Source organism: Herbaspirillum sp. NPDC101397, assembly GCF_044767325.1.
Lineage (GTDB): Bacteria > Pseudomonadota > Gammaproteobacteria > Burkholderiales > Burkholderiaceae_D > Herbaspirillum.
The window spans coordinates 26,033-39,372 of record NZ_JBIWNS010000009.1; the positions used below are offsets into that span (position 1 = coordinate 26,033).

Annotated in this window: 8 protein-coding genes; 5 read left to right on the forward strand and 3 right to left on the reverse strand. The window is 63.2% G+C overall.

What is annotated here, in order from left to right:
• Positions 1-14: 14 nt before the first annotated feature.
• Positions 15-743 carry a response regulator gene (locus tag ACIROW_RS20560; RefSeq protein WP_402278377.1) on the reverse strand — a complete coding sequence of 243 codons (729 nt, stop codon included), beginning with the start codon at positions 741-743 and terminating at the stop codon, positions 15-17.
• A 208-nt stretch (positions 744-951) separates the two neighbouring features.
• Here ACIROW_RS20560 and ACIROW_RS20565 point away from each other — a divergent pair, with 208 nt between their 5' ends.
• Complete coding sequence (locus ACIROW_RS20565; RefSeq protein ID WP_402278379.1) at positions 952-1,521, forward strand: Spy/CpxP family protein refolding chaperone; 570 nt, start codon at positions 952-954, stop codon at positions 1,519-1,521.
• 70 nt (positions 1,522-1,591) lie between these two features.
• Here the strand turns inward: ACIROW_RS20565 and ACIROW_RS20570 are convergent, their stop codons facing one another.
• Entirely contained in the window at positions 1,592-1,744 is a 153-nt protein-coding gene (locus tag ACIROW_RS20570; RefSeq protein WP_402278381.1) for a hypothetical protein, read from the reverse strand.
• A 47-nt stretch (positions 1,745-1,791) separates the two neighbouring features.
• Between ACIROW_RS20570 and ACIROW_RS20575 the strand changes: the two genes are divergently transcribed.
• The 4 genes from ACIROW_RS20575 to ACIROW_RS20590 are packed head-to-tail and all read left to right on the forward strand — an operon-like array spanning position 1,792 to position 11,348.
• Positions 1,792-3,420, forward strand: coding sequence for an MdtA/MuxA family multidrug efflux RND transporter periplasmic adaptor subunit (locus tag ACIROW_RS20575; RefSeq protein WP_402278772.1), 1,629 nt, complete (start codon positions 1,792-1,794; stop codon positions 3,418-3,420).
• A gap of 9 nt (positions 3,421-3,429) precedes the next feature.
• Positions 3,430-6,600, forward strand: a complete 3,171-nt coding sequence (locus ACIROW_RS20580) for an MdtB/MuxB family multidrug efflux RND transporter permease subunit (RefSeq protein ID WP_402278383.1) — start codon at positions 3,430-3,432, stop codon at positions 6,598-6,600.
• Between the two features lie 12 nt (positions 6,601-6,612).
• Positions 6,613-9,846 carry an efflux RND transporter permease subunit gene (locus ACIROW_RS20585; protein WP_402278385.1) on the forward strand — a complete coding sequence of 1,078 codons (3,234 nt, stop codon included), beginning with the start codon at positions 6,613-6,615 and terminating at the stop codon, positions 9,844-9,846.
• Between the two features lie 20 nt (positions 9,847-9,866).
• Complete coding sequence (locus ACIROW_RS20590; RefSeq protein ID WP_402278387.1) at positions 9,867-11,348, forward strand: efflux transporter outer membrane subunit; 1,482 nt, start codon at positions 9,867-9,869, stop codon at positions 11,346-11,348.
• Between the two features lie 54 nt (positions 11,349-11,402).
• Here the strand turns inward: ACIROW_RS20590 and pabB are convergent, their stop codons facing one another.
• Positions 11,403-13,256 carry an aminodeoxychorismate synthase component I gene (pabB, locus tag ACIROW_RS20595; RefSeq protein WP_402278389.1) on the reverse strand — a complete coding sequence of 618 codons (1,854 nt, stop codon included), beginning with the start codon at positions 13,254-13,256 and terminating at the stop codon, positions 11,403-11,405.
• Positions 13,257-13,340 lie beyond the last annotated feature (84 nt).

Consider the following 13,340-nt stretch of genomic DNA (forward strand, 5'->3'; position numbering starts at 1 on the left):
GGCGAAGAGATGATTCATCCGGCGTCTTCCTGTGTCACGGTGGTGGCCAGCACGTAACCTTCGTTGCGGATGGTCTTGATGATGGTCGGGGTGCGGGCGTCATCGCCCAGTTTCTGGCGCAGGCGGCTGATCTGGATATCGACCGAGCGATCAAAGGGATCGGCTTCGCGGCCCTGGGTCAGTTCCAGCAGCTGGTCGCGGTTGAGGATGCGGTTGGGATGGTCGAGAAACACCTTGAGCATGCGGAATTCCGCGCCTGACAAGGCCACCACTACGCCGTCCGGGTTGAGCAGATGGCGCGCAGTCAGGTCCAGCGTCCAGCCGGAGAAATGCATGGTCTTGGCATCCGGCCGCATCATGCTCGGCGGCAGCGCCTGGGTCCGGCGCAGCACGCTGCGTATGCGCGCGAACAGTTCACGCGGCTCGAACGGCTTGGCCAGGTAATCGTCGGCGCCCATTTCCAGTCCCAGGATGCGGTCCAACGGTTCGCCGCGCGCGGTCAGCATGATCACCGGCACGTTCGATTGCGCGCGCAGGTTGCGGCACAGCGTCAGGCCGTCCTCGCCGGGCAGCGTCAGGTCCAGCACGATCAGGTCCACCCGCGATTCGTCGAGCACCTTGCGCATGTCGGTGCCGTTGGTCGCCGTCAGTGTACGGAAACCGTTGGCATCGAGGTACTCCGCCAGCAAGGTGCGGATTTCGCGGTCGTCGTCGACCACCAGAATGTGAGAATTTGTATCCATGGCAGCCATTATGACTACTCCAAAAAATGGGGTGACGCTGAATTGTATATTGGGATAACAGGCAGCCCTCCAGACATAGAGAGAAACAAAGCAGCCGCCGGCATATACAGAGAGATACAAATCGTGCAACAAGGGAAAAACCGCGGTTACACCTGAAGAGTTAAATGTGAACTGTGCAGATAACGCACCCAACACGAAAGGAATCACCATGTTGAATCTGAAAAAACACCTGATGATCGGCGTCGCCGCCGCAGGTATCGGTCTGACCGCCATGTCTTCGTTCGCCCAGATGCCGCCGGCAGGTCCGGGCGGCCCAGGTGGTCCGGGCGGACGTCATATGCCGACTCCCGAACAGATCGCCAAATTCGAGCAGCACCGCGCCAAACGCCAGGCAGCCTTGCACGACAAACTGAAGATCACCGCCGCCCAGGAAGGCGCCTGGAAGACCTTCACCGACAAGACCACGCCGCAGCGTCCGGCCACGCCGCCGGCCCGTCCGAGCAAGGATGAATGGAGCAAACTGACCACGCCGGAACGCCTGGACCGCCATCTGGACATGATGAAGAAGATGGAAGCCCGCATGACGGATCGTATCGCCGCCACCAAGGAGTTCTACGCCGTCCTGTCGCCTGAGCAGCAAAAGGTGTTCGACCAGGAATTCCGCAAGATGGAAGAACGTCGCTTCAAACACGGCCGTTTTGGTGACCATGGCGGTGACCACGGTCGCGATCACGGCAAGCCGGGTGCTCCTGCAGCCGCGCCTGCTCCAGCCAAGTAAGCAACATCGGCAATTCGAAACCTTGCGCAACTTTGCGCAAGGTTTTTTGTCTTTCTCTCAACGTTTTTGTTTATTTGATATGAAGATATGCGGGAACGATCATCGTTCCGTCATGCTTCTGCACCATAATAACGAGTTGGCGTGCTGCCGTGCGCCTGCGAGCGCATTTCCTGAAGACCATCCCGCCGGCCGCAAAGGCTGTCGCCGCCGCGCTGATCTTCATGAAATGCCTTGACCCATATTGAATCGATCGATTTTCCTGCCGCCAAGATGACTACAACACCAACTCCAGACAACAATCAATCGCCATCTTCCTCTTCCGGAAAATCCCCCGGCTTGCTCAAGCGCTGGTGGTTCTGGGCCTTGCTGATCATTGTGGTCGGCGGCGGTTATTACTACTGGCACCACAAGCGCGCGGCAGCGGCCGAGCAGGCGCAGAGCAGCGGCGGGCAGTGGCAGGGGGGCGGCGGCAAAGGCAAGCGCGGCGGTCCTCCGGGCGCGGGTGGCGGCTTCGGTGGCGCAGGCCTGTCGCCGGTGGGCGTGGCGGAGGCCAAGATCTCGGACGTCAATATCTACCTGACCGGCCTCGGAGGCGTTACGCCGACCGCCACCGCTACGGTGCGCAGCCGTGTCGACGGCCAGCTCATGAAGCTGCATTTCAAGGAAGGCCAACTGGTCAAGGAAGGCGACTTGCTGGCGGAGCTCGATGCGCGTCCCTACCAGGTTGCGGTGACCCAGGCTGAAGGCCAACTGGCGCGCGACCAGGCGCAACTGGGCGCGGCCCAGCTTGACCTCAAGCGCTACCGCACGTTGCTGTCGCAGGATTCCATCGCCGGCCAGCAGGTCGATACGCAAGCCGCGTTGGTCAAGCAACTGGAAGGCACGGTCAAGTCCGACCAGGGCAACCTGGCCAGCGCGCGCCTGCAACTGACCTATTCGCGCGTCACTGCGCCGGTCAGCGGCCGCCTCGGCCTGCGCCAGGTCGACATCGGCAACATCGTCCACTCCAGCGACACCAACGGCATTGTCATCATCACCCAGGTGCAGCCGATCACGGCAGTGTTCAGCATTCCCGAAGACAACATCCCGGCCGTCATGAAGCAACTGCAGGCCGGCAAGAAACTCGCCACCGATGCGTGGGACCGGGACCAGAAGAACAAGCTCGCCAGCGGCGTGCTGCTGACCATCGACAATCAGGTCGACGCCACCACCGGCACCATCAAGCTCAAGGCGCAATTCCCCAACACCGACTATGCGCTGTTCCCGAATCAGTTCGTCAACATCCGCATGCTGCTAGACACCCGCAAGGACGCCATCACGATTCCGACGGCGGCGCTGCAACGCGGCTCCAAGGGGTTATTCGTGTATGTGGTCAAGTCCGACAACACCGTCACCGTGCGCAACGTCAAGACCGGCCCGGCGCAGGGCGACATCACCGCGATTGAAGACGGCGTCGCCAGCGGCGAAACCGTGGTCGTCGACGGCATCGACCGCCTGCGCGAAGGCGCCAAGGTCGAGCCGGTGGTGCGCGGCGGCGCCGACGATCCGGCCAACAAACTGACCGAAAAGGCTGGTCCGCGTCGTCATAAACGCGATGGTGCTGCCGCTGGTGCCGCGGGTGCTCCCGGCATTGCCGCCGGCGAAGGTCAAAGCGGTCAAGGCGGCCAGGACATGACGCCCGAAGAACGCCAGAAGCGCTGGGCTGCGCTCAACAAACGCATCGACGCCGGTGAGTTCGGCGAAGAAATCAAGAAGCTGCCGGAAGACCAGCGCCGCCAGCGCATGATGGAAATGCGCCGCCAGCAACGCAGCACCACGGAAGGCACACCGGCCGCACCTGCTGCAGCACCGGCAACTGCACCGGCTGCAACTCCAGCCCCCGCCAATGCAACGAAATAAGGCGGCAGCATGAATCCATCACGCCTGTTCATCCTGCGGCCGGTGGCGACGTCGCTGCTGATGCTGGCGATCCTGCTGGCCGGCATCGTCGCCTATAAACAGCTGCCGCTCTCGGCGCTGCCCGAAGTCGACTATCCGACCATCCAGGTCGTTACGCTCTATCCCGGCGCCAGCCCCGACGTCATGACCTCGTCGGTCACCGCGCCGCTGGAACGCCAGTTCGGCCAGATGCCCGGTCTTAACCAAATGTCGTCGACCAGCTCCGGCGGCGCATCGGTGATCACGCTGCAATTCAACCTCGACCTCAGCCTCGACATCGCCGAGCAGGAAGTGCAGGCCGCCATCAACGCCGGCGGCAACCTGCTGCCGTCCGACCTCCCGGCGCCGCCGATCTACAGCAAGGTCAATCCGGCCGACACCCCGATCCTGACGTTGGCGGTAACCTCCAAGACACTGCCGCTGCCCAAGGTGCAGGATTTGATCGACACGCGTCTGGCGCAAAAGATTTCGCAGCTCTCCGGCGTCGGCCTGGTCAGTCTGTCCGGCGGCCAGCGTCCTGCCGTGCGCATGCAATTGAATCCGCGCGCCATCGCCTCGCTGGGCATGAACCTGGACGACATCCGCACCGCCATCGGCAACGCCAACGTCAACCAGGCCAAGGGCAGCTTCGACGGCCCGGCGCGCGCCTCGACCATCGACGCCAACGACCAGCTGAAGTCCGCCGACGAATACCGCAACCTCATCATCGGCTACAAGAACGGTGCGCCGATCCGCGTATCGGACGTGGCTGACGTGGTCGATGCCGCCGAGAACGTGCGTCTCGGCGCCTGGGCCAACGACTCCGCCGCCGTGATCGTCAACATCCAGCGCCAGCCGGGTGCCAACGTAATCGCCGTGGTCGACAGCATCAAGAAGATCCTGCCGACCCTGCAGGCCAGCCTGCCGGGCGCCATCGACGTGCATATCCTGACCGACCGCACCACCACCATCCGCGCCTCGGTGGATGACGTCAAGTTCGAACTGCTGCTGTCGATCGTGCTGGTGGTGATGGTGATCTTCGTGTTCCTGCGCAATGTTCCCGCCACCATCATTCCAAGCGTGGCGGTGCCGCTCTCGCTGGTCGGCACCTTCGGCATCATGTACATGGCCGGCTTCTCGATCAACAACCTGACGCTGATGGCGCTGACGATCGCCACCGGCTTCGTGGTCGATGACGCCATCGTCATGATCGAAAACATTTCGCGCTACATCGAAGAAGGCATGGCGCCCCTGCAAGCCGCGCTCAAGGGGGCGCAGCAGATCGGCTTCACCATCATTTCGCTGACGTTTTCGCTGATCGCCGTGCTGATCCCGCTGCTGTTCATGGGCGACGTGGTGGGGCGGCTGTTTCATGAATTCGCCGTGACGCTGGCGGTGGCGATCCTGATCTCGGCAGTGGTGTCGCTGACGCTCACGCCAATGATGTGCGCGCGTCTGCTGCATCACGTGCCGGAAGAGAAGCAGGGCTGGTTCTATCACAAGAGCGGCGCTTTCTTCGACAACATCGTCGCACGCTATGGCGTCGCGCTGACATGGGTGCTCGATCGCCAGCGCACCACGCTGGTGGTGGCGCTGGGCACGCTGGTGCTGACGGTGGTGCTGTACATCTTCATTCCCAAGGGCTTCTTCCCGGTGCAGGACACCGGCGTGATCCAGGGCATTTCGGAAGCCACGCAATCGGTCTCCTTCGGCGCCATGGCAGAGCGCCAGCAAGCGTTGGCCAAGGTGGTGCTGGAAGACCCGGCGGTGGAAAGCCTGTCGTCCTTCATCGGTGTCGACGGCATTAACGCCACCCTGAACAGCGGCCGCATGCTGATCAACCTCAAGCCGCATGAGTCGCGCGACATCAGCGCCAGCGACATCATTCGTCGCCTGCAACCCAGGCTCAATGAAAAAGTCCCCGGCATCACGCTCTACATGCAGCCGGTGCAGGACCTGACCATCGAGGACAGCGTCAGCCGCACGCAATACCAGTTCACGCTGGAAGACGCCGACTCCGCCGAACTCAGCACCTGGGTGCCGAAGATCGTCGACCGCCTGCGTCAGTTGCCGGAACTGGCCGACGTCGCCAGCAACGTACAGGACCAGGGTTTGCAGGCCTACGTCGAGATCGACCGCGACGCTGCTTCGCGCATGGGCGTCACCACGGCGGCTATCGACAACGCGCTGTACAACGCCTTCGGCCAACGCCTGATCTCGACCATCTATACGCAATCGAATCAGTACCGCGTGGTGATGGAGGTCAAGCCGGAATTTCAGAAGGGGCCGGAAGCGCTCAACAGCATTTTCCTGGTGGCCTCCAACGGCAACCAGATCCCGCTGTCGAGCATCGCCAAGGTGACCGAGCGCACCGCGCCGCTGGTGGTCAACCATCTCGGCCAGTTCCCGGCGGCCACCGTCTCGTTCAATCTGGCGCAGGGCGCTTCGCTGGGTGAAGCGGTCAAGGCCATCATGGCGGCCGAGAAAGAGATCGCCATGCCGGCCAGCATCTCGACCAACTTCCAGGGCGCCGCGCTGGCGTTCCAGGCGTCGCTGTCGAATACGCTGTGGCTGATCCTGGCGGCAATCGTGACGATGTACATCGTGCTCGGCGTGCTGTACGAAAGCTACATCCATCCGATCACCATCCTGTCGACCTTGCCGTCGGCCGGCGTCGGCGCCTTGCTGTCGCTGATGATTTCGCGCAACGACCTCGGCATCATCGGCATCATCGGCATCATCCTGCTGATCGGCATCGTCAAGAAAAACGCCATCATGATGATCGACTTCGCCCTCGAAGCCGAACGTCATGAAGGCAAGTCGCCGCGTGAAGCCATCTACCAGGCCTGCCTGCTGCGCTTCCGCCCGATCCTGATGACCACCATGGCGGCCTTGCTGGGCGCCTTGCCGCTCATGCTGGGTACGGGCGTCGGCTCCGAACTGCGCCAGCCGCTCGGCATCACCATGGTCGGCGGCCTGCTGGTGTCGCAGGTGCTGACGCTGTTCACCACGCCGGTGATCTACCTCGGTTTCGATAGCCTGGCCAAACGCATGCGCAAGCGCTTCGGCAAGGAAAAGCATCCTGAGCATCCGGACGACGATGCGCCTTCGACCAAGGCGCCCCTGGTTCCGCCGTCGTCGCCAACACAGCCACAAGTCTGACCCAGGGACAGCATGAATATTTCGCGTCCCTTCATTGAACGGCCCATCGCCACCACGCTGCTGACCATCGGCATCGCGCTGGCGGGCATGCTGGCGTTCAAGCTGCTGCCGGTGTCGCCGCTGCCGCAGGTCGACTATCCGACCATTTCGGTGTCGGCCTCAATGCCCGGCGCCAGCCCGGAAACCATGGCGGCGACCATCGCCACGCCGCTCGAGCGCGCGCTCGGCGCCATCGCCGGCGTCACCGAGATGACCTCGTCGAGCTCGCTCAATTCGACCCGCATCACCCTGCAGTTCGACCTCAACCGCGACATCGACGGCGCCGCGCGCGACGTGCAGGCGGCATTGAATGCCGCGCGCAGCTTGCTGCCTTCCGGCATGCCGAGCAGTCCTTCGTACCGCAAGGTGAATCCGGCCGACGCGCCGATCATGATCCTGGCGCTGACCTCGGACACCATGACGCAGGGTCAGATGTACGACGCCGCCGACAGCATCCTGGCGCAAAAACTGTCGCAGGTTCGCGGCATCGGCCAGGTCAGCGTAGGCGGCAGTTCGCAGCCGGCGGTGCGGATCGAGCTCAATCCGACTGCACTCAACAAGTACGGCATCGGCACGGCCGATGTGCGCACCGCCGTGGCGGCCACCAACGCCAACCGTCCCAAGGGCATCGTCGAGGACGGCGACCGCAACTGGCAGATCTACGCCAACGACCAGGTCAAGACGGCAGCCGAATACGCGCCGCTGATCGTGTCCTACCGCAACGGCGCGCCGGTGCGCGTGCGCGACATTGCCGAGGTCAAGGATTCGGTGGCCGACCTGCGCAATTCCGGCTCCGCCAACGGCAAGCCGTCGGTACTGGTGATCCTGAACCGTCAGCCCGGCGCCAACATCATCGAGACCGTGGATGCCGTGAATGCCTTGCTGCCCAACCTGAAGGCATCGATCCCGAACGCGATCAATCTCGAAGTCATGATGGACCGTACGCCGACCATCCGCGCCTCGCTCAAGGACACCGAGAAGACCCTGCTGATGTCGATCGCGCTGGTGATCATGGTGGTGTTCCTGTTCCTGCGCAACGGCCGCGCCACGCTGATTCCGAGTGTGGCGGTGCCGGTCTCGCTGATCGGTACCTTCGGCATCATGTACCTGCTCGGCTATACCCTCGACAACCTGTCGCTGATGGCGCTGACGATTGCCACCGGCTTCGTGGTCGATGACGCCATCGTCGTGCTGGAAAACATATCGCGTCACATCGAGCAGGGCATGAAGCCGGTCAAGGCGGCGCTGGTCGGCGCTCGCGAAGTCGGCTTCACGGTGCTGTCGATGAGCATTTCGCTGATCGCGGTGTTCATCCCCATCCTGATGATGGGCGGCATCGTCGGCCGCCTGTTTCGTGAGTTCGCGGTGACGCTGTCGGTGGCGATCCTGGTGTCGTTGCTGGTGTCGCTGACCACCACGCCGATGATGTGCGCCATGCTGCTCAAACAAGAAAGCGAAGAAGAGCGCAAGCCGGGCCGTTTCTTCACGGCTGTCGAGCGCCTGTTCGACAGCATGCTGCGCGGCTATGAGCGTTCGCTGGCGTGGGCCCTGCGGTTCTCGCCGCTGATGATCGTGATCCTGCTCGCCACCATCGCACTCAATGTCTATCTGTACGTGATCGTACCCAAGGGCTTCTTCCCGCAGCAGGATACCGGCCGGCTGGTCGGCGGCATCCGCGGCGACCAGTCGATTTCGTTCCAGGCCATGAAGATCAAGCTCAACGAATTCATCGAAATCGTGCGCCAGGATCCGGCGGTGGCCAACGTTACCGCCTTCACCGGCGGCGGGCGGCGCAACGGCGGCAGCATGTTCATTGCGCTCAAGCCGCTGTCGGAACGCAAGATATCCGCCGACAAGGTGATCGCGCGGCTGCGCCTGAAACTGGGACACGTGGCCGGGGCCAGCCTGTTCCTGCAGGCGGTGCAGGACATCCGCGTCGGCGCGCGCCAGAGCGATTCGCAATATGAGTACACGCTGCAGTCCGACGACCTTGAACTGTTGCGCACCTGGGAGCCCAAGATCCGCGTGGCGTTCTCCAACCTGCCGCAGCTGGAAGACGTCAGCACCGACCAGCAGGACAAGGGTTTGCAGACCACGCTGACGATCGACCGCGAAACCGCCATCCGCAGCGGCGTCACGCCGCAGTTGATCGACACCAGTCTCAGTGATCTGTTCGGCCAGCGCCAGATCTCGACCATCTACAGCGGCATGAACCAGTACCACGTGGTGATGGAAGCCGCGCCGCAATACTGGCAAAGTCCGGAAATCCTCAACAGCACCTACGTCAGCCTGGCCAACAGTACGGCCAACCTGTCGCCGACCACCTCGGCGCTGGGCACGCCGCCGGCGTTGACGGCGGGCGGCAAGCTCAACTCCAACTCGTCGCTGGCGCTGACCTTGTCGACGGCGGCGTCGAAGCAGGTGCCGCTGACCTCGTTCTCCAGCTTCGCGCCAACCACCACTTCGTTGAGCGTCAGCCATGAGGGGCAGTTCATCGCCTCGACGATTTCCTTCAACCTGGCCGAAGGCGTCTCGCTGTCGCAGGCCACCCAAGTGATCAACGACACGTTGGCGCGCCTGGGCGTCCCGACGGCGGTGCACGGCGCCTTTGCCGGCACCGCCAACGCCTTCCAGTCGTCGCTCGACAGCCAGCCGGTGCTGATCCTGACGGCCTTGCTGGCGGTGTATATCGTGCTCGGCATCCTTTATGAGAGCCTGGTGCATCCGATCACCATCATCTCGACGCTGCCGTCGGCCGGCGTCGGCGCGCTGCTGGCCCTGCTGGCCACCGGCACCGACTTCAGCCTGATCGCGCTGATCGGCGTGATCCTGCTGATCGGTATCGTCAAGAAGAACGCCATCATGATGATCGACTTCGCCCTGCAGGCCGAACGTACGCGCGGCCTGTCGCCGCGCGACGCCATCTTCGAGGCGTGCAGCCTGCGCTTCCGGCCGATCATGATGACCACCATGGCGGCGCTGCTGGGCGCTGTGCCTCTGGCGCTGGGCTCCGGCGACGGCGCCGAGTTGCGCCAGCCACTCGGTATTTCCATCGTCGGCGGCCTGATCGTGAGCCAGATGCTGACGCTGTACACGACGCCGGTGGTTTATCTCTACATGGAACGATTCCGCCTGTGGAGCAAGGGTTTGTTCGAGCGCACGACGGGACGAAAGACAGCGCAACAGGAAAATACGGGCGCGGCGTGAAACGCGGCGTTCAAGGAGAAATGACAATGACATCCGTACTGCGCAAACGCGCTTTGATTTTGACCCCGCTGGTGCTGGCCCTGGCGGCTTGCTCGGTCGGCCCCGACTATGTCCGTCCGCAGACTGCGGCGGTGCCGACGGCCTTCAAGGAAATGAAGGACTGGAAGCCGGCCCAGCCGAATGAATTGGCCATGAACGGGAAGTGGTGGGAAATGTTCGGCGACCAGCAGCTCAATGCGCTGGTGGAGCAGATCGATATTTCCAATCAGAACCTGGCGCAGTCGGAAGCCAATTTCCGCAAGGCCATGGCGCTGGTGCAGGGCGCGCGCGCCGACTATTCGCCGACCTTGTCGGTGGATGCCTCGCGCACGCGTTCGCGCTCCGCAACGAGCAGCAGCGGCAACAGCTCCAGTTCATCGGTGCGCGACAATTATTCCTTCTCGCTCAACGCCGACTGGGAAATCGACGTCTGGGGCCGCGTGCGGCGCAATGTCGAATCCAACGAAGCCAGCGCCCAAGCCAGCGCCGCCGACCTGGCGGCAACCCGGCTGAGCGCACAGGCGCAACTGGCGCAGAACTATCTGCAACTGCGCGTGCTCGATGCGCAGCAGCAGTTGCTGGACGATACCGTCACCGCTTACCAGCGCTCGTATCAACTGACGCAGAATCAATACAACGCCGGCGTGGTCGCCAAGTCTGACGTCATCCAGGCGCAGACGCAATTGAAGTCAGCGCAGGCACAGGCACTCGACAACGGCGTGCAGCGCGCGCAGCTGGAACATGCGATCGCCTTGCTGGTCGGCCAACCGGCCTCGACCTTCTCGATCACGCCGTCGCCGTTGGCGGCTGCGGCGCCGCCGATTCCGGTGGCCTTGCCGTCGATGCTGCTGGAGCGGCGTCCCGACATCGCCGGCGCCGAGCGCCGCGTCGCTGCTGCCAACGCCCAGATCGGCGTGGCGCAGGCGGCGTATTACCCGAGCCTGTCGCTGTCGGCCTCGGGTGGATTCCAGACGTCCAACGGTCTGGCCAACTGGTTCACCATGCCCAGCCGGGTGTGGTCGCTGGGGCCGCAATTGAGCCAGTTGATTTTCGACGGCGGCGCGCGCCGCTCGGTCACCGACCAGGCCATCGCCACCTATGACGGCGTGGCCGCAGCGTACAAGCAGACCGTGCTGACCGCGTTCCAGGAAGTGGAAGACAATCTCGCTGCGCTGCGCATCCTCGAACAGGAAGCTGTCGTGCAGAACGAAGCGCTGCAGTCTGCACGCCAGGCCGTGACTCTCGTCACCAACCAGTACAAGTCCGGCGTCGTCAATTACACCAGCGTGATCACGGCGCAAGCCACCGCGCTGACCAGCGAACGCACTGCATTGGATATTTTGTACCGGCGTATGGCCGCCAGCGTGTTGCTGACCAAGGCCCTCGGCGGCGGCTGGAGCGAGCAGAACATCGCCGACCTGGGCGCGTTGGCAAGTCAATCGGAGAACAGCAAGAAGAAATAAGATTGAATAAGTTTGCCGGACCGGCAAAAAGCGCAGCCCCGGTGCTGCGCTTTTTTATGCGCCGATATCCCAGGCCACGTCTGCACGAATTGCGCCGCGCAAGGCGTTGCAGATCATCACCGCATCGGCGCGGCGCAGTTCCTCACGTGTGATGCTGCGCTCGGTCGCGGCCCACGCGGGATCGGCGAGCAGCACCGAGCGCATCACGCCGGGCAGGGCGCCGGCCGCCAGCGGCGGCGTGTACCAGCGACCATCCAGTTGCACGAAGACATTGCTGCGGCCGCCTTCAGTCAGTTCGTCACGTTCGTTGAAGAACAGCGTGTCGAAACCGCCGCGCCGTTCGGCGTCTTTCCAGGCTTCGTCGTAAGCGGTGCGCATTGACGTCTTGTGGCGCAGGAACAGATCGTCGCTGGCGCTCGGCGTCGGTGAGATGAACACTTTCACAGTTGCACCTAGCGCCGACAGCACGCCTTGCTGCAAGCGGACCGCGCCGTCGCGGAACAGGTCCAGCCGCAAGCGATGCGGCGTTGCCGGAGGCAGTTGCGCGCAGGCTTCGGTCAACGCATTGCGGATGGTCGTTTCATCGAATGTGAAATTGAAATACGCCGCCGAGTTCTGCAGCCGCCGCAGATGCAGGTCCAGGTGGCGGCAGCCGTTTTCATGGTCGGCATGGATGGTTTCGAACAGGCTGAAGCCGCCATCGAGGCCGGTCAGGAATGCCGACTTCAAGCGGCATTCGGCAAATTCATCTGCGGCCTTGCTGTCGTAGACGATGCCGGCACCCACACCCATTTCGCTATGACGCACGCCGTTTTGAGGCGCCTGCAGCACCAGTGTGCGAATCGGCACCGACAGGCAGAAATCGCCCACGGTACGGCCTGGCTCGGCAGCGTCTAACCAGCCGATGGCGCCGGTGTACACTCCGCGCGGCGTCGATTCCAGTTCGCGAATGATTTGCATGGTGCGGCGTTTGGGCGCGCCGGTGATCGATCCGCAAGGATAGAGAGCGGCCACCACGTCGGCGATATGCGCGTCGTCGCGCAGTTGCGCCGTGATGGTCGAGGTCATCTGCAATACCTGGCCGAAGCGGCCGACTGCGAACAACTGCGGCACCTGCACCGAACCGGCAATCGCGACGCGGCCGAGGTCATTGCGCAGCAGGTCGACGATCATCAGGTTCTCGGCGCGGTTCTTTTCGTCGTTTGCCAACTGATCGGCGCGGCGGCTGTTTTCGGCCGCGTCGTCATGCGCCGGCGCGGTGCCTTTCATCGGCTGGGCCAGCAGTTTTCCTTGCGTGTGGCGGACGAACAGTTCCGGCGAAAACGACAGCACCCAACGCTCATCCGGCAGGCGGATCAGTGCGCCGTACGGCACCGGCTGGCGCGCGCGCAGTTTGTTGTACAGGCTCAGCGGTTCGCCCCAGGCATCGAAATGCAGGCGGTAGGTGTAGTTGACCTGGTAGGTGTCGCCGGCCGCGATGTAGTCGCGGATGCGCGCGATGTCGGCGTTGAAACGCTGCTCGTCGACGCTGGTGCGCACGTTGGCGACGCCGGCTTCAGCAGGAATCGCATCTTGCTGTTGCTGCAGCCATTCATCGGTCTGCGCAGCGCTGAGGCGGCGGCAGTCGGTGAACAGCAGGATTTCTGCAAGCGGACCGGGCTGGCCGGCATGCGCTTCAATGCCGTGCAAGCATCCCCCCAGCTCGTAGCTGAACAGCGCCACGGCATGCAGGCCCTTTTGTTGCGCGGCCTGCATGTCGGCGAGCATCTCCGCCATGCCATCAGCATCGTCGCAGCGCAGCGTCGCCTGATAGCCGGTGTACAGGCGCGAACGCGGTTCGTCCGTGCGTGCGTTGGCATCACCGTGGCGGTAGCTGTCATCGAGCAGGGCGAAGCAGGGGAGGGACATAGTCGTGCGTGGTTCAGCCAAGAGAAAACAAAGGGGAGCAAGCTGCCGGCCAACGGCCGGGAGCGCCCGGCAGCATCATAGCTT